Source organism: Streptomyces sp. NPDC037054 (assembly GCF_055606745.1).
Map to the genome: position 1 here is coordinate 392,004 of NZ_JBVJSJ010000005.1, position 15,798 is coordinate 407,801.

16 protein-coding genes, 1 tRNA gene and 1 pseudogene are annotated in these 15,798 nt (G+C 70.6%); 4 read left to right on the forward strand and 14 right to left on the reverse strand.

Annotation, left to right across the window (positions count from 1 at the left end; all coding sequences use genetic code 11):
- A complete protein-coding gene (gene galK, locus ACZ7D7_RS15220; RefSeq protein ID WP_470824685.1) occupies positions 1-1,164 on the forward strand; it encodes a galactokinase in 1,164 nt (387 codons plus the stop codon).
- A gap of 26 nt (positions 1,165-1,190) precedes the next feature.
- Here the strand turns inward: galK and ACZ7D7_RS15225 are convergent, their stop codons facing one another.
- Entirely contained in the window at positions 1,191-1,646 is a 456-nt protein-coding gene (locus ACZ7D7_RS15225) for a GNAT family N-acetyltransferase (protein WP_470824687.1), read from the reverse strand.
- A gap of 185 nt (positions 1,647-1,831) precedes the next feature.
- On the opposite strand from ACZ7D7_RS15225, the gene ACZ7D7_RS15230 reads away from it, so the two are divergent.
- Positions 1,832-2,599 (forward strand): LuxR C-terminal-related transcriptional regulator, encoded by a 768-nt coding sequence (locus ACZ7D7_RS15230; protein ID WP_470824689.1) that lies wholly within the window; start codon positions 1,832-1,834, stop codon positions 2,597-2,599.
- Here ACZ7D7_RS15230 and tamR read toward each other — a convergent pair.
- Positions 2,558-3,055: a MarR family transcriptional regulator TamR gene (gene tamR / locus ACZ7D7_RS15235; RefSeq protein WP_470824691.1), complete on the reverse strand. Its 498-nt coding sequence runs from the start codon at positions 3,053-3,055 to the stop codon at positions 2,558-2,560. The genes ACZ7D7_RS15230 and tamR overlap by 42 nt on opposite strands.
- Before the next feature lie 122 nt (positions 3,056-3,177).
- Here tamR and ACZ7D7_RS15240 point away from each other — a divergent pair, with 122 nt between their 5' ends.
- A complete protein-coding gene (locus ACZ7D7_RS15240; RefSeq protein WP_470824692.1) occupies positions 3,178-3,990 on the forward strand; it encodes a trans-aconitate 2-methyltransferase in 813 nt (270 codons plus the stop codon).
- A 6-nt stretch (positions 3,991-3,996) separates the two neighbouring features.
- Here ACZ7D7_RS15240 and ACZ7D7_RS15245 read toward each other — a convergent pair whose 3' ends face one another.
- From ACZ7D7_RS15245 to ACZ7D7_RS15260, 4 genes are read right to left on the reverse strand one after another with little or no spacing between them, the layout of a single operon-like run.
- Complete coding sequence (locus tag ACZ7D7_RS15245; RefSeq protein ID WP_470824694.1) at positions 3,997-4,245, reverse strand: type II toxin-antitoxin system RelE family toxin; 249 nt, start codon at positions 4,243-4,245, stop codon at positions 3,997-3,999.
- The gene (locus tag ACZ7D7_RS15250) at positions 4,242-4,496 is read right to left on the reverse strand and encodes a type II toxin-antitoxin system Phd/YefM family antitoxin (RefSeq protein WP_470824695.1); all 255 of its coding nucleotides are present in this window, start codon (positions 4,494-4,496) and stop codon (positions 4,242-4,244) included. The genes ACZ7D7_RS15245 and ACZ7D7_RS15250 overlap by 4 nt, the downstream gene beginning before the upstream one ends.
- Positions 4,497-4,537: 41 nt before the next feature.
- A complete protein-coding gene (locus ACZ7D7_RS15255; RefSeq protein ID WP_470824696.1) occupies positions 4,538-5,215 on the reverse strand; it encodes a TetR family transcriptional regulator in 678 nt (225 codons plus the stop codon).
- Positions 5,212-6,219, reverse strand: a complete 1,008-nt coding sequence (locus tag ACZ7D7_RS15260) for an acyl-CoA desaturase (protein ID WP_470824697.1) — start codon at positions 6,217-6,219, stop codon at positions 5,212-5,214. The genes ACZ7D7_RS15255 and ACZ7D7_RS15260 overlap by 4 nt, the downstream gene beginning before the upstream one ends.
- A gap of 296 nt (positions 6,220-6,515) precedes the next feature.
- Between ACZ7D7_RS15260 and ppc the strand changes: the two genes are divergently transcribed.
- The gene (gene ppc / locus ACZ7D7_RS15265) at positions 6,516-9,248 is read left to right on the forward strand and encodes a phosphoenolpyruvate carboxylase (RefSeq protein WP_470824698.1); all 2,733 of its coding nucleotides are present in this window, start codon (positions 6,516-6,518) and stop codon (positions 9,246-9,248) included.
- A gap of 80 nt (positions 9,249-9,328) precedes the next feature.
- Here ppc and ACZ7D7_RS15270 read toward each other — a convergent pair whose 3' ends face one another.
- The 8 genes and pseudogenes from ACZ7D7_RS15270 to ACZ7D7_RS15305 form a co-directional block, all read right to left on the reverse strand.
- Positions 9,329-9,997, reverse strand: coding sequence for an LPXTG cell wall anchor domain-containing protein (locus ACZ7D7_RS15270; RefSeq protein WP_470824699.1), 669 nt, complete (start codon positions 9,995-9,997; stop codon positions 9,329-9,331).
- A gap of 194 nt (positions 9,998-10,191) precedes the next feature.
- Positions 10,192-10,680, reverse strand: a complete 489-nt coding sequence (locus ACZ7D7_RS15275; protein WP_470824700.1) for a hypothetical protein — start codon at positions 10,678-10,680, stop codon at positions 10,192-10,194.
- A 54-nt stretch (positions 10,681-10,734) separates the two neighbouring features.
- Positions 10,735-11,337 (reverse strand): aminoacyl-tRNA hydrolase, encoded by a 603-nt coding sequence (gene pth / locus ACZ7D7_RS15280; RefSeq protein WP_470824701.1) that lies wholly within the window; start codon positions 11,335-11,337, stop codon positions 10,735-10,737.
- Positions 11,338-11,409: 72 nt separating this feature from the next.
- Positions 11,410-12,006, reverse strand: a complete 597-nt coding sequence (locus tag ACZ7D7_RS15285) for a 50S ribosomal protein L25/general stress protein Ctc (RefSeq protein WP_470824702.1) — start codon at positions 12,004-12,006, stop codon at positions 11,410-11,412.
- 247 nt (positions 12,007-12,253) lie between these two features.
- Positions 12,254-13,234 (reverse strand): ribose-phosphate diphosphokinase, encoded by a 981-nt coding sequence (locus ACZ7D7_RS15290; protein ID WP_470824703.1) that lies wholly within the window; start codon positions 13,232-13,234, stop codon positions 12,254-12,256.
- A 132-nt stretch (positions 13,235-13,366) separates the two neighbouring features.
- Positions 13,367-14,812 carry a bifunctional UDP-N-acetylglucosamine diphosphorylase/glucosamine-1-phosphate N-acetyltransferase GlmU gene (gene glmU / locus ACZ7D7_RS15295; RefSeq protein ID WP_470824705.1) on the reverse strand — a complete coding sequence of 482 codons (1,446 nt, stop codon included), beginning with the start codon at positions 14,810-14,812 and terminating at the stop codon, positions 13,367-13,369.
- A 116-nt stretch (positions 14,813-14,928) separates the two neighbouring features.
- Positions 14,929-14,999, reverse strand: a tRNA-Gln gene (locus ACZ7D7_RS15300).
- Positions 15,000-15,010: 11 nt separating this feature from the next.
- A pseudogene (locus ACZ7D7_RS15305) lies at positions 15,011-15,739 on the reverse strand (hypothetical protein); the annotation flags it as partial.
- Positions 15,740-15,798 lie beyond the last annotated feature (59 nt).

Sequence of the window (15,798 nt, forward strand, 5' to 3'; positions counted from 1 at the left end):
ATGAGCGAGGCTGTTGCCGACGCGGTCGCCGAGCGGTTCGCCGAGCTGTACGGGTCCGCGCCGGAAGGGGTGTGGGCGGCGCCGGGCCGCGTCAACCTCATCGGCGAACACACCGACTACAACGACGGCTTCGTCATGCCGTTCGCGCTGCCGCACACCGCGGTCGCCGCCGTCTCCCGCCGCACCGACGGCGTCCTGCGCCTGCACTCGCAGGACGTGCGGGGCGGCGTGGTGGAGCTGGGCCCGGACGCCCTCGCCCCCGAGTCGGACAAGGACTGGACGGCGTACCCGGCGGGCGTGGTGTGGGCGCTGCGCGAGGCCGGACACACGGTGACCGGCGCGGACATCCACCTCGCCTCGACCGTCCCGGCGGGCGCGGGCCTGTCCTCGTCGGCGGCCCTGGAGGTCGTCGTCGCCCTCGCGCTCAACGACCTGTACGGACTCGGCCTGCGCGGCTGGCAGCTGGCCCGCCTGTGCCAGCGCGCGGAGAACGTCTACGTCGGCGCCCCGGTCGGCATCATGGACCAGACCGCGTCGGCGTGCTGCGAGGAGGGCCACGCCCTCTTCCTCGACACCCGCGACCTGTCCCAGCGTCAGATCCCCTTCGACCTGGCGGCCGAGGGCATGCGCCTGCTCGTGGTCGACACGCAGGTCAAGCACTCCCACAGCGAGGGCGAGTACGGCAAGCGCCGGGCCGGCTGCGAGAAGGGCGCGGCCCTGCTGGGCGTCGACGCCCTGCGGGACGTCCCGTACGACGGGCTGGACGCGGCGCTGGACCGCCTCGGCGACGAGGAGGAGGTGCGCCGCCTGGTGCGTCACGTGGTCACGGAGGACCAGCGCGTGGAGCGGGTCGTCGCCCTGCTGGAGTCGGGCGGGACGCGCGCGATCGGCCCGGTGCTGGTCGAGGGCCACGCCTCGCTGCGCGACGACTTCCGCATCTCCTGCCCGGAGCTGGACCTGGTCGTCGACACGGCCCTCGCCGCCGGCGCCCTCGGGGCCCGCATGACGGGCGGCGGCTTCGGCGGCTCGGCGATCGTGCTGGCGGAGGAGGCCGACGTCGAGGCGATCACGAAGGCCGTCGAGGAGGCCTTCGCGGCGTCCGGCTTCACGGCCCCGCGGGTCTTCGAGGCCGTGCCCGCGCCGGGCGCGCACCGGGTGCGCTGAGACGGGCGCGCCCGGGGAAGCGGCGGTCAGCCCAGCCGCTTCGTCAGCGTGTACTCCGTGATCCCCGGCGGATAGTCGGGGATCACGCACACCACCTCGTACCCCTGCTTCCGGTAGAAGCCGGGCGCCTGGAAGTCCCACGTCTCCACGCGCGCCGAGCCGCAGCCGCGCTCCTCGCGGGCGGTCCGCTCGGCGCGGGCGAGGAGCCCGGCGCCCAGGCCCGCGCCGCGGTGCCGTGCGTCGACCCACAGGTACGTCACGTGCAGCCAGGTCGCCCAGGTGTGGCCGACCAGCCCGCCCGCGAGGCCGCCCTCGGCGTCCAGGGCCCAGACGTGCAGCGGCGTCTCGCGCTCGCCGGGGCCGCCGCGCAGGGCGCGCAGGACCGGCGACGCGGCCGTGTTCGTGTCCCGCAGCCGCGCCCGGAGCAGATCACGTCGGGCCTTGTCGACTTCTGTCTCGAAACGAAACATGCGGCACACCATAAACGCGGCCCCGGGACAGTTTGGCAAAGAGGCTTCCGCTCCCCGGCCCCGTCCGTACTCTGATGAACAGCGCGCCGGTGGGGGCCGGCGCCGAGGTGGGGGCGGGCCGGCGGGTACGGGGCCCGAAGTGGGGGTAGCAGTTTCCGCACGGCGGCCGCTGTGCGGCTGCGGCGGAAGGGGGTTTCGTGGTTCGCATCCGGGTCCTGGTCGTCGACGACCACCGCATCTTCGCCGAGTCGCTCGCCGCGGCCCTGGCCGCCGAACCCGACGTCGAGGTGTCCGCGGCCGGCAGCGGCCCCGCGGCGCTGCGCTGCCTGGAGTGGGCGGCGGGCGAGGGACGCCGCTTCGACGTGCTGCTCGTGGACGCCGACCTCGGCGGCAAGGTGCCCGGGGCGCGCCCGGCGGCTCCGGTCCGCGAGGGCGACGCGGACGGTCTGGTCGACGGGATCTCCCTGGTCGCGGGGGTGCGCTCCGCGCAGCCGTACGTCCGCACCGTCGTGCTCGCCGAGAAGGACGACCCGCGCCGCGCCGCGCTCGCCCTCCAGGCCGGCGCCTCGGGCTGGGTGGCCAAGGACTGCTCCCTGTCCCGGCTGCTCACCGTCATCCGGGGCGTGCTGCGCGACGAGACGCATCTGCCGCCGGCCCTGCTCACCGGCGTGCTGCGCGAGCTGACCGCCGCCCGCAAGCACCGCACCGAGAGCGAGCGGCTGGTGGAGTCGCTGACGCCGCGCGAGCGGGAGGTGCTGCGCTGCATGGTCGCCGGCCTGGGCCGCAAGGCCGTCGCGGAGCGGCTCTACCTCTCCCCGCACACGGTGCGCACCCACATGCAGAACGTCCTGGGCAAGCTGGGCGTCCACTCCACGCTCGCCGCGGTCGCCCTGGCCAGGCGGGCCGGCGTCGGGCCCGTCGATCTAACCGGGGATGTTGTCGAACGGGGCGGTCAGCTGGCGTAGCAGGCCGGCGAGTTCGGCGCGCTGGGCGCGGGAGAGCTCCGCGAGGATGGCGCGCTCCTGCTCCAGCAGCCCGGCCAGGGCCTGGTCGGCGCGGTCCCGTCCCTCGTCGGTCAGCCGCACCAGGACGCCGCGCCGGTCGCTCGGGTCGGGGAGGCGCTCCACCAGGCCCTTCTTCGCCAGCCGGTCGATCCGGTTCGTCATCGTGCCGGAGGTGACCAGGGTCTGCGTCAGCAGTTGCCCGGGGGAGAGCTGGTACGGGGTGCCCGCGCGCCGCAGCGCCGTCAGGACGTCGAACTCCCAGGGCTCCAGGCTGTGCTCGGCGAACGCCAGGCGGCGCGCGCGGTCCAGGTGCCGGGCCAGCCTGCTCACGCGGCTGAGCACCTCGAGCGGTTCCACGTCGAGGTCCGGGCGCTCCCGGCGCCACGCTGCGACCAGCCGATCGACCTCGTCCTCCATGACGATCAGTGTAGTGGTTGTGTCGACGTGAAGTCTCTTGACGTCAAGTATCTTGGCGGCGAGAGGGATGGGGGGTGAGGCTGGGGGTACCCGCCCCGTCCGGCATCCCGGAGGACAGCCCCATGCCCGCCGCCCCCACCTGGGACCCCGCCCAGTACCTGCGTCACGCCGGCCACCGCGCCCGCCCCTTCGCCGACCTCCTCGCCCGCGTCCCGGACCTCCCCGGCGACCCGCCCCGCATCGCCGACCTCGGCTGCGGCCCCGGCAACGTCACGACGCTGATCGCCGACCGCTGGCCCACCGCCCGCGTCACCGGCTACGACAACTCCCCCGAGATGCTCACCCGCGCCGACGAGCACGCCGGTCCCACCCCGGGCGGCGGCGTCCTCGGCTTCGCGCCCGCCGACGTCCGCACCTGGACCCCCGCCGAGCCCCACGACCTGATCGTCAGCAACGCGACCCTCCAGTGGGTCCCCGGGCACGCCGACCGCTTCGCCGAGTGGATCGCCCACCTCGCCCCCGGCGGCACCCTCGCCTTCCAGGTCCCCGGCAACTTCGACGCCCCCAGCCACCGCCTGATGCGCGACCTCGCCGACTCCCCGCGATGGCGCCACCGCCTCACCGGCGTCCTGCGCCACGACGACGCCGTCCTCACCCCCGAGGCCTACCTCGCCCGCCTCACCGGCCTCGGCTGCGCCGCCGACGTGTGGGAGACGACGTACGGCCACCTGCTCCAGGGCACGGACCCCGTCCTCGACTGGGTCAGGGGCACCGGCCTGCGCCCCGTCCTCGACGCCCTGTCGTCCGACCCGGCGGAACGGGACGCGTTCGTCGCCGAGTACCGATCCGCACTGCGCGAGGCGTACCCACCGGGCCCCTACGGCACCCCGTTCCCGTTCCGCCGCGTGTTCGCGGTGGCCCGCAAGGAGGGGTGATCGAGGTCAGGGGGTACGGCCGAGGTGGGGCACCAGGATGCGGATGACGCCGTCGTCAATGAGGTACAGGACGCGGTAGTCGCCGACGCGCAGGCGGCGGATGTCAGGGCCGTAGGCGGTTGAGTGCACGGGGCGCGGGTTGTCCGCCAGTTCGTCGATCGCGTCCAGCGTGACGGCCAAGCCCTTGGGGTCGTCCTTCAGGAACCGCGTTGCCGCGTCGAGGGCGTGCGGTTCGAAGATGATCTCGTAGGTCACCGGCGCTCAAGCCCCAGCCGCCGGCGGACCTCGGCCATGGGAATGCCCTCCCCGAGCGTGCCCTCCGCCTTGCGCCGCTGATAGTCGGCGACCGCCAGGGCATCCTCGAGATCCTCTATCACCTGAGGGGACACAAGCAGCGCGGCCACGTGCCCGTGGTCGGTGAGCGCGATGGTCTCGCGATTGTGCGCCGCACGGCGGACGAGGTCGCCGAGCTGGGAACGGGCCGCGCTGATCGTGATCTCAGTCATGACCGCATGGTTGCGCAAGATGCGTCATGTGGTCCATTTGTTCAGCTCTTGCGCCGCCCTATCAGATGCGGCTTCGCCTCCAGGCCGTCCAGGCCGTGCCAGGCCAGGTTGACCAGGTGGGCCGCCACCTCCGCCTTCTTCGGCTTGCGGACGTCCAGCCACCACTGGCCGGTCAGCGCGACCATCCCCACCAGCGCCTGCGCGTACAGCGGCGCCAGCTTCGAGTCGAAGCCGCGGTTCTTGAACTCCCGGCCCAGGATGTCCTCCACCTGCGTGGCGATGTCCGAGATGAGAGACGCGAAGGAACCCGTCGACTGCGGGATGGGGGAGTCCCGGACCAGGATGCGGAACCCGTCCGTGTACTCCTCGATGTAGTCCAGCAGCGCGAACGCCGCCTGCTCGCACAGCTCACGCGGATGACCCGCCGTGAGCGAACCCGTCACCATGTCCAGCAACCGCCGCATCTCACGGTCCACGACGACCGCGTACAGCCCCTCCTTGCCGCCGAAGTGCTCGTACACCACCGGCTTGGACACCCCGGCCTTCGCCGCGATCTCCTCCACCGACGTGCCCTCGAAGCCCTTCGCGGCGAAGAGGGTCCGACCGATCTCCAGCAACTGCTGGCGGCGCTCGGCCCCGGTCATCCGGGTGCGACGGGTCCGCCGCGGCTTGTCGTTGCTGGAATTGCTGCTGGAGTCGGTCGCCACGGCGTCAATCATGCCGCTTCGGCGGTCGCCTTCCCCCGCCGGGAGCCGCCTTCCTCGCTGGTACGGCGCGAATCGATACGCGAGCGTGACGGCCACCTCACGTCGTACGCCCAGCCGGCCATCTCGAACCAGCGGATCAGGCGCGCGCTCGAGTCGAGCTGTCCGCGCTCCACACCGTGCCGGGCCGACGTCGGGTCCGCGTGGTGCAGGTTGTGCCAGGACTCGCCGCACGACAGGATCGCCAGCCACCACACGTTGCCCGAGCGGTCCCGCGACTTGAACGGACGCTTGCCGACCGCGTGGCAGATCGAGTTGATCGACCACGTCACGTGGTGCAGCAGCGCCACCCGGACCAGCGAACCCCAGAAGAACGCCGTGAACGCGCCCCACCAGGACCACGTCACCAGACCGCCGATCAGCGGCGGCAGCGCCAGCGACAGGATCGTCCACAGCACGAACGTGCGCGACACCGCGCGCAGCGCCGGGTCCTTGATCAGGTCGGGCGCGTACTTGTCCTGCGGCGTCTGCTCCTCGTCGAACAGCCAGCCGATGTGCGCCCACCACAGGCCCTTCATCAGCGCGGGGACCGTCTCCCCGAACCGCCACGGGGAGTGCGGGTCGCCCTCCGCGTCGGAGAACTTGTGGTGCTTGCGGTGATCCGCCACCCAGCGGACCAGCGGGCCCTCGACGGCCATCGAGCCGGCGATCGCCAGAGCGATCTTCAGCGGCCGCTTGGCCTTGAAGGAACCGTGCGTGAAGTGCCGGTGGAAACCGATCGTGATGCCGTGGCAGCCCAGGAAGTAGAAGAACACCATCAGACCCAGGTCCAGCCAGCTCACCCCCCATCCCCACGCCAGCGGCACCGCGGCCAGCAGCGCCGCGAACGGCACGACGATGAAGAGGAGCAGCGCGATCTGCTCGACGGAGCGCTTGCGCTCACCGCCCAGCGTCGCGGACGGGGCCGGGGTCTCGGGCGCCTCGGAGGCGTCGGGGATCACATCGGAGCTTGTGGTCATGGGCGTCCCTGTGGGGTAGAGGCAGGAATGGGATGGGTGACGCCGGGCGGCGGAACCGTGCGGAGCTCCCTACGGTTCCGTAACCTACGGCGTCGTAAGTATGGCAGCGTGTCGCCCGGCGGCAAGAGCCCGTCGGCCAGCGCGTCCGGCCGGCGACCTATCCTTGGATTCGGTCGGACAGCGCGGTCCGCTCTGAACTTTTCCCGGATGTCCGGCCCGTATGCGGTACCTGCCGCGCGAGACGCCGTCCGGGTTCCCCTCCCAGACGAGCTTCAACACTGCAAGGAGCCGCACCTGTGAGCAGTGCCGACGACCACACCACGACGACCAGCAGCGAGCTGCGCGCCGACATCCGCCGGCTGGGTGATCTCCTCGGTGAGACGCTCGTGCGGCAGGAGGGCCACGAACTGCTGGACCTCGTCGAGAAGGTACGCCGCCTCACCCGAGAGGACGGCGAGGCCGCCGCGGAGCTGCTGCGCGGCACCGAACTGGAGACCGCGGCCAAGCTGGTCCGCGCCTTCTCCACCTACTTCCACCTCGCGAACGTCACCGAGCAGGTCCACCGCGGCCGCGAGCTGCGCGCCCGGCGCGCCGCCGAGGGCGGCCTGCTCTCCCGCACCGCCGACCGCCTCAAGGACGCCGACCCCGAACACCTGCGCGAGACGGTCAAGAACCTCAACGTCCGCCCCGTGTTCACGGCCCACCCCACCGAGGCCGCCCGCCGCTCGGTCCTCAACAAGCTCCGGCGCATCGCCGCGCTCCTGGAGACCCCCGTCATCGAGTCCGACCGGCGCCGCTACGACACCCGCCTGGCCGAGAACATCGACCTCGTCTGGCAGACCGACGAACTCCGCGTCGTCCGCCCCGAACCCGCCGACGAGGCCCGCAACGCCATCTACTACCTCGACGAACTCCACGCCGGCGCCGTCGGCGACGTCCTGGAGGACCTCACCGCCGAACTCGAACGCGTCGGCGTCACCCTCCCGGACGACACCCGCCCCCTCACCTTCGGCACCTGGATCGGCGGCGACCGCGACGGCAACCCCAACGTCACCCCCCAGGTCACCTGGGACGTCCTGATCCTCCAGCACGAACACGGCATCAACGACGCCCTCGACACCATCGACGAGCTGCGCGGCTTCCTCTCCAACTCCATCCGCTACGCAGGCGCCACCGAGGAACTCCTCGAATCCCTCCAGGCCGACCTCGAACGACTCCCCGAGATCAGCCCCCGCTACAAGCGGCTCAACGCCGAGGAGCCCTACCGGCTCAAGGCCACCTGCGTCCGCCAGAAGCTGGAGAACACCAAGCAGCGCCTCGCCAAGGGCATCCCCCACGAGCCCGGCCGCGACTACCTCGGCACCTCCGAGCTCCTCGCCGACCTGCGGATCATCCAGAACTCGCTGCGCGAGCACCGCGGCGGCCTCTTCGCCGACGGCCGCCTCGCCCGCACCATCCGCACCCTCGCCGCCTTCGGCCTCCAGCTCGCCACCATGGACGTACGCGAACACGCCGACGCCCACCACCACGCCCTCGGCCAGCTCTTCGACCGGCTCGGCGAGGAATCCTGGCGCTACGCCGACATGCCGCGCGAATACCGCGCCAAGCTCCTCGCCAAGGAGCTCAGATCCCGCCGGCCCCTCGCGCCCACCCCCGCGCCCGTCGACGCCGCCGGCGAGAAGACCCTCGGCGTCTTCCAGACCGTCAAGCGCGCCCTCGAAGTCTTCGGACCCGAGGTCATCGAGTCCTACATCATCTCCATGTGCCAGGGCGCCGACGACGTCTTCGCCGCCGCCGTCCTCGCCCGCGAGGCCGGACTCGTCGACCTGCACGCCGGCTGGGCCAAGATCGGCATCGTGCCCCTCCTGGAGACCACCGACGAACTCAGGGCCGCCGACACGATCCTGGAGGAGATGCTCTCCGACCCGTCCTACCGGCGCCTCGTCGCGCTGCGCGGCGACGTCCAGGAGGTCATGCTCGGCTACTCCGACTCCTCCAAGTTCGGCGGCATCACCACCAGCCAGTGGGAGATCCACCGCGCCCAGCGCCGCCTGCGCGACGTCGCCCACCGCTACGGCGTCCGCCTCCGCCTCTTCCACGGCCGCGGCGGCACCGTCGGCCGCGGCGGCGGCCCCTCCCACGACGCCATCCTCGCCCAGCCCTGGGGCACCCTCGAAGGCGAGATCAAGGTCACCGAGCAGGGCGAGGTCATCTCCGACAAGTACCTCGTCCCGTCCCTCGCCCGGGAGAACCTCGAACTCACCGTCGCGGCCACCCTCCAGGCCTCCGCCCTGCACACCGCGCCCCGCCAGTCCAGCGACGCCCTCGCCCGCTGGGACGCCGCCATGGACGTCGTCTCCGACGCCGCCCACTCCGCCTACCGCCGCCTCGTCGAGGACCCCGACCTCCCGGCGTACTTCTTCGCCTCCACCCCCGTCGACCAGCTCGCCGACCTCCACCTCGGCTCCCGCCCCTCCCGGCGGCCCGACTCCGGCGCCGGACTCGACGGACTGCGCGCCATCCCCTGGGTGTTCGGCTGGACCCAGTCCCGCCAGATCGTCCCCGGCTGGTTCGGCGTCGGCTCCGGACTCAAGGCGCTGCGCGAGACCGGCCTCGACACCGTGCTCGACGAGATGCACGAACAGTGGCACTTCTTCCGCAACTTCATCTCCAACGTCGAGATGACCCTCGCGAAGACCGACCTCAGAATCGCCCAGCACTACGTCGACACCCTCGTCCCGGACAACCTCCGGCACGTCTTCGACACCATCAGGGCCGAGCACGAACTCACCGTGCGCGAAGTCCTCCGCGTCACCGGCGAACAGGAACTGCTCGACGCCACCCCCGTCCTGAAGCAGACCTTCACCATCCGCGACGCCTACCTGGACCCGATCTCCTACCTCCAGGTCGCCCTCCTCAAGCGCCAGCGCGACGCCGCGGCCGTCGGCGAGGAACCCGACCCGCTGCTCGCCCGCGCCCTGCTCCTCACCGTCAACGGCGTGGCGGCGGGTCTGCGCAACACCGGCTGACCCGGCCCACCACGAAACGACGGTGCCCCCGAACCTCGACCGAGGCTCGGGGGCACCGCCGTCGTGTCACACGGCCCGCGTCACGCCCGACGACGCCGCCACACCAGGAAGCCACCCGCCGCGAGCAGCGCCGCCGCCACACCCGACAGCAGACCCACCGGCGCGCCACTGCCCGTCTCGGCGAGGTCACCGCCACCGCTGCCGCCCTGCACCGACGGCGACGACGACGGCGCCGCCGAGGCCTCACCGGACGGCTCCGGCGCCGCGGACGACCCGGCGGACGGCGCGACCGAGGAACCCGGCGCCGACACCGACGGCGACGCACCGCCGGCCCCGCCCTCGTCCTCGCAGTCCGTCCAGAACACCTTGTGCTTCGCGGAGCCGTTCTCGCCGTCCCAGTTCCAGAACAGCTTGTAGTGGCCGTCCGGCAGCGTCAGGTCCTCGGTGCGGCCGTGACCCGAGTCGTCCAGCGTGATCTCGCCGGACTTCACCGTCTCGCCCTTGACGTCCGCCGTCGGCGCCCAGGACTCGATGTGCCAGTCCACCTGCTGACCGGCGTCGAACCCGAAAGCGTCCAGATAGAACTCACACACGTGCGGCTCGTTCCGGCGAAGCTCCTCACCGGTCGAGGCGTCATGGATCTTGACCGTGCCGTTGTCGCCGGGAGCCGTCGCATGAGCGACCGGAGCGGCGAACAGGGCGGCCGAACACGCGGCGGCGAGTACGCCGGCGCGAGAGAGGGTACGCATGAGGCAGTCCGTCTTCGAAGTTGCGGCTGAGGAAGATGTGGAGGGGGCGGCTCAGCTTCCTGCCGGCCCTGGCCCCAGGTCAATCACGAAGACGCAACACCCAGTTGCTCCACACACATGGACAACAACGGGACCCCGCGTGAAACCCGCGCATCACACGCGCCCCCGCTCACACCGCCACAGAACGGCCGCCCTCACACCGCCACAAAAGCCGCCGTGAGCAGCGCGACCCCCGACCCCGCCAGCACCCACGCCGCCCGCGTCCGCCGCAGCCCCCCGGCCACCACCACCGACGCCAGCAGCAGCGCACCGCCCATCGGCACCCACGCGTACAGCACACCCGCCGGACCCGACCGCACCACGTCGTCACTGCCCGGCTTCACGACCACCGTGTACGTCTGCCCCGTCCGCACCGCCACCGTCTTCTCGATGACGACCCGCTCCCGCGGCTGCGCACCCGCCGACAACGGAGCGAACGCCCCCGTGCACGACCGGGCACCGCACCGCGCCACCTCCACCGTGCCGCTCTCCCGGCCCTTCGGCAGCATCACGTGCTGCGCCGTGCCCCACGACGCCCACACGCCCGCGATCAGGATCAGCACGGCGACCGCACCCATCACCGCGATTCGGCCGAACCGCAGCGCCATGGCCGCGCCCGGAGAGGAGGAGACCGCAGAAGACATGGCCGCGATCCTTGGCCATGCCCCCACGCGCGGTCAACTCCCGTGGGGGACAAGTCAGGAGTTGTACGTACCTTGTGCCCGCTCCAGACCGTCGATCACCAGACACTCCACCGCGTCCGCCGCACGGTCCACGAAGTAGTCCAGCTCCTTGCGCTCCGCCGACGAGAAATCCTTCAGCACGAAATCGGCCACCGGCATCCGCCCCGGCGGACGCCCGATCCCGAACCGCACCCGGTGATAGTCCGGCCCCATCGCCTTCGTCATCGACTTCAGACCGTTGTGCCCGTTGTCGCCGCCCCCCAGCTTCAGCCGCAGCGTCCCGTAGTCGATGTCCAACTCGTCGTGCACCGCCACCACATGGGCGAGCGGCACCTTGTAGAAGTCCCGCAGCGCGTTCACCGGCCCGCCCGACAGATTCATGTACGACATCGGCTTCGCCAGGATCACCCGCCGATTGCCGGGCCCCGCCGGACCGATCCGGCCCTCGACCACCTGGGCCTGCGCCTTCCCGGCCCGCTTGAACCTCCCCCCGACCCGCTCCGCCAGCAGATCGGCCACCATGAAGCCCACGTTGTGCCGGTTACGCGCGTACTCGGGCCCGGGATTCCCCAGCCCCACGATCAACCAGGGCGCACCAGCGTCGGTCGTCACGTCCATGTCTCCTTGATACGCGTCGGCCGCTGCCCCCCACGGGAACAGCGGCCGACCATTCGACGAAGCGGGGGAGGATCAGGCCTCCGCGCCCTCGGCGCCCTCGGTCTCCTCGCCCTCCGGAGCCTCCTCGGCCTGCGCCGACAGCACCTGGAGGACCACCGCGTCCTCGTCCACGTTCAGCGTGACGCCGGACGGCAGCGCGATGTCCTTCGCCAGGACGGAGTCGCCGGCCGCCAGGCCCTCGATCGACACGGAGACCTGCTCCGGGATGTGCGTGGCCTCGGCCGTCACCGGCAGCGCGTCCAGGACGTGCTCCAGCAGGTTGCCACCCGCGGCCAGCTCGCCCTCGGTGTGCACCGGGATCTCGACCGTGACCTGCTCGCCACGGGTCACCAGCTGCAGGTCGACGTGCTCCAGGAAGCCCTTGATCGGGTCACGCTGCACCGACTTCGGGATCGCCAGCTCGGTCGACTTGCCGTCGATGTCGAGCGAGATCAGGACGTTCGACGTACGCAGCGCCAGCAGCAGCTCGTGGCCCGGCAGCGTCAGGTGGATGGGGTCCGAACCGTGCCCGTACAGCACACCCGGAACCTTGCTGTCACGACGGATACGGCGCGCGGCACCCTTGCCGAACTCGGTGCGCGTCTCGGCGGCGATCTTCACCTCGGACATAATCACTCCTCGAAGTCAGAAACGGACGTGGTCACCCGGCCACGAACGGCCTGCTACGAAGAGCGCGTCGATAACGGACAGCCGCACCAGCCCCACACGAAGCGGAACGGCCTCCCTCGCCGAGCAACTTCAGCAGTCTACTCGGAGAGGGAGGCCGCACCCAAAACGATCAATCGGCGCTGCAGAACCCTTACTGCAGGATCATCACCGCAGGTACCACGGGCACCGCGGGATCACCGCCGCGAGATCACTGCTCGTCGAACAGGCTCGTCACCGAACCGTCCTCGAACACCTCACGCACCGCACTCGCGATCGTCGGAGCGATCGACAGCACCGTGATCTTGTCCAGATCCCGGTGCAGCTCACCCGGCGTCGGCAGCGTGTCCGTGAACACGAACTCACTCACCCGCGAGTTCTTCAGCCGGTCCGCCGCCGGACCCGACAGCACACCGTGCGTCGCCGTCACGATCACGTCCTCCGCACCGTGCGCGAACAACGCGTCCGCCGCGGCGCAGATCGTGCCACCCGTGTCGATCATGTCGTCGACCAGAACGCACACCCGGCCCCTGACCTCGCCCACCACCTCGTGGACCGTCACCTGGTTCGCCACGTCCTTGTCACGCCGCTTGTGCACGATCGCCAGCGGCGCACCCAGACGGTCGCACCAGCGGTCCGCCACCCGCACCCGGCCGGCGTCCGGCGACACCACCGTCAGCTTCTTGCGGTCCACCTTCTTGCCGACGTAGTCCGCCAGCAGCGGCAGCGCGAACAGATGATCCACCGGACCGTCGAAGAAGCCCTGGATCTGGTCCGTGTGCAGATCCACCGTCAGGATCCGGTCCGCACCCGCCGTCTTCATCATGTCCGCGATCAGACGCGCCGAAATCGGTTCACGACCCCGGTGCTTCTTGTCCTGCCGCGCGTAACCGTAGAACGGCACGATGACCGTGATGGAGCGGGCCGACGCACGCTTCAGCGCGTCGATCATGATCAACTGCTCCATGATCCACTTGTTGATCGGAGCCGTGTGGCTCTGGATCAGGAAGCAGTCCGCCCCACGGGCCGACTCCTCATAACGCACATAGATCTCACCGTTCGCGAAGTCGAAGGCCTTCGTCGGAACTACCCCGACACCCAGCTGGTGGGCGACCTCCTCGGCAAGCTCGGGGTGGGCGCGGCCGGAGAAGAACATCAACTTCTTCTCGCCGGTCGTCTTGATCCCGGTCACAGCACTTTCTCCTCAGAGGTGTTCACAGCCGAGTGGAGAGACCTCGCCGCTGGGCGCGAGAGGCCGTCTCAGCTGGTGGGGTGCGGGTGTGCACTTATCACGGTACGCCGTATTCAGAGCAACATTTTCCGGTCAGCCTGCGCTGTCCGCCTCCCGGGAAGCCGCCTCGGCCGCCTTCGCCGCGGCGCTCCCCGGACGCTTTCGAGCCACCCAACCCTCGATATTCCGCTGCTGACCGCGGGCCACGGCCAGCGAACCGGGCGGCACGTCCTTGGTGATCACTGACCCCGCCGCGGTGTACGCGCCGTCCCCGACCGTGACAGGAGCCACAAACATGTTGTCCGAGCCGGTACGACAGTGCGAGCCGACCGTCGTGTGATGTTTGTCCTGCCCGTCGTAGTTCACGAACACGCTCGCGGCACCGATGTTCGTGTACTCACCGATCGTCGCGTCCCCCACGTACGACAGATGCGGAACCTTCGTCCCCTCACCGATCGACGCGTTCTTCGTCTCGACGTACGTCCCGATCTTGCCCTTCGCCCCCAGCCGCGTCCCCGGCCGCAGATAGGCGTACGGCCCCACCGTCGCCTCGGGACCCACCTCGGCGCCCGTCGACACCGTGTTGTCCACCCGCGCGCCCGCACCCACCCGGGTGTCCGTCAGCCGCGCGTTGGGACCGACCTCGCACCCCTCGGCCAGATGCGTCGCACCGAGCAGCTGCGTACCCGGCAGCACGGTCACGTCCCGCTCGAACGTGACCGACACGTCCACCCACGTCGTGGCGGGATCCACCACCGTGACACCCCCGAGCATGGCCCGCGTCAGCAGCCGGTCGTTCAGGATCCGGCGCGCCTCGGCGAGCTGCACGCGGTTGTTGATGCCGGCGATCTCCCGGTGATCCGCGGCCACGGACGCGCCCACCCGGTGCCCCGCCTCACGCAGGATCCCGAGCACGTCCGTCAGGTACTCCTCGCCCTGGCTGTTGTCCGTACGGACCTTCTTCAGCGCCTCGGCCAGCAGGGGGCCGTCGAACGCGAACACCCCCGAGTTGATCTCCCGGATCGCCCGCACGGTCTCGTCGGCGTCCTTGTGTTCCACGATCGCCGTCACGGCACCGGAGTCGTCCCGCACGATCCGGCCGTAGCCGGTCGCGTCCGGGACCTCGGCGGTCAGCACGGTCACGGCGTTGCCGTCGGCGGAGTGGGTGGCGGACAGCTCGCGCAGGGTCTCACCGGTCAGCAGCGGGGTGTCCCCGCACACGACGACGACCGTGCCGTCGACGGACCCGCCCAGCTCCTCCAGCGCCATGCGCACGGCGTGGCCGGTGCCGTTCTGCTCCGCCTGGACGGCGGTGCGGACGGCGGCGTCGGTCTCGGCGAGGTGGGCGGTCACCTGCTCACGGGCGTGGCCCACGACGACGACCAGCTCCCGCGGGTCCAACTCGCGGGCGGCGGCGAGCACGTGGCCCACCAGGGAACGGCCACAGATGTCGTGCAGGACCTTCGGTGTGGCCGACTTCATACGGGTGCCCTCACCCGCTGCGAGAACGACGACGGCTGCCGGGCGGTTGGCGCTCACGGGATGCCCTTCGGCTTTGGGGTGGGGTTGGACATCCGCAGGATACCGGGGCGTTTTGGCGGGGACATGGGTGCGGGCCCCGACCTGGATGCTGGTCAGGGCCCGCTGGTGTCGGGCTCCCGGGGAAGGAATCGAACCCTCATTCAATGGACCAAAACCATTTGTCCTGCCATTAGACGACCCGGGATGGTTTGCGCACTATGTCCGATTTGATCGACCGGCTTCGTGTGCGGACACCACTATGCCGTACCAGGACCCCTCGATGCGACGGTACAAGTCGGCGCTCTTCAGGACTTTGATCACCAGGCAACCTCGATAGGAATCACCGACGTTCTTCCGGATGGTCTTCGGGTTGTGCTTCTTGAGGGTCGTCTTGTTGAAGACGATGTCGGCGCCGACGAGATCGGCCCAGTAGCGTTCGGCGGCCGGGGTGTCGGCCGTTTCGTGGATCATGACCGAACAGCGGATGCGCTCGCGCTCGACTCCGAGCAGGTCGAGCCAGGCGAGGAAGATCCGGATCATGTCCGGGTCGCTGTTGATGAAGGCGACGTGTTCGCGGCGGGCGTACGGCTTGTCCTTGCCGCCTTCCGCCCAGTAGAGCCCGACGCCCAGCAGGAAGAGTTCGCGGTCGGTGAGCCTGCCGATCGCCTGCTTCGCGGCCTCCTTGGCCTCCCGCCGCTCGTCCTCGCGGACGCGCAGCCGGGCTTCCCAGCCCTTGCGGGCGATCGCCGATGCCTCTTCGCGGCTGCGCCTGTGCTCGGGCTTCGGCAGATCTCTCACCCACAGCGAGACCGAGCTTCTGGAGCAGCCCAGTTCCTTCTCGATGCGGTCGTAGGTCCAGCCCTGGCGGCGCAGTTCGCGGGCCTTGGCCTTGAGGTGGGGTTTTGGATGTGCCATGGGCATACCGTCCGGGAGAAAGGGAGGTTCCGGGGGTGGGTGCGGGGGCATTCCACTGTTCGAGGGATATCGCGTTAGTGCGCTTCCGT

What these genes read in the sequence shown, in the direction of transcription:
- galK (WP_470824685.1), top strand. Translation starts at nt 1, where the DNA reads ATGAGCGAGGCTGTTGCCGACGCGGTCGCCGAGCGGTTCGCCGAGCTG.
- ACZ7D7_RS15225 (WP_470824687.1), bottom strand. Translation starts at nt 1,646, where the DNA reads ATGGTGTGCCGCATGTTTCGTTTCGAGACAGAAGTCGACAAGGCCCGA.
- tamR (WP_470824691.1), bottom strand. Translation starts at nt 3,055, where the DNA reads ATGGAGGACGAGGTCGATCGGCTGGTCGCAGCGTGGCGCCGGGAGCGC.
- ACZ7D7_RS15240 (WP_470824692.1), top strand. Translation starts at nt 3,178, where the DNA reads ATGCCCGCCGCCCCCACCTGGGACCCCGCCCAGTACCTGCGTCACGCC.
- ACZ7D7_RS15250 (WP_470824695.1), bottom strand. Translation starts at nt 4,496, where the DNA reads ATGACTGAGATCACGATCAGCGCGGCCCGTTCCCAGCTCGGCGACCTC.
- ACZ7D7_RS15255 (WP_470824696.1), bottom strand. Translation starts at nt 5,215, where the DNA reads ATGATTGACGCCGTGGCGACCGACTCCAGCAGCAATTCCAGCAACGAC.
- ACZ7D7_RS15260 (WP_470824697.1), bottom strand. Translation starts at nt 6,219, where the DNA reads ATGACCACAAGCTCCGATGTGATCCCCGACGCCTCCGAGGCGCCCGAG.
- ACZ7D7_RS15270 (WP_470824699.1), bottom strand. Translation starts at nt 9,997, where the DNA reads ATGCGTACCCTCTCTCGCGCCGGCGTACTCGCCGCCGCGTGTTCGGCC.
- ACZ7D7_RS15275 (WP_470824700.1), bottom strand. Translation starts at nt 10,680, where the DNA reads ATGTCTTCTGCGGTCTCCTCCTCTCCGGGCGCGGCCATGGCGCTGCGG.
- pth (WP_470824701.1), bottom strand. Translation starts at nt 11,337, where the DNA reads ATGGACGTGACGACCGACGCTGGTGCGCCCTGGTTGATCGTGGGGCTG.
- ACZ7D7_RS15285 (WP_470824702.1), bottom strand. Translation starts at nt 12,006, where the DNA reads ATGTCCGAGGTGAAGATCGCCGCCGAGACGCGCACCGAGTTCGGCAAG.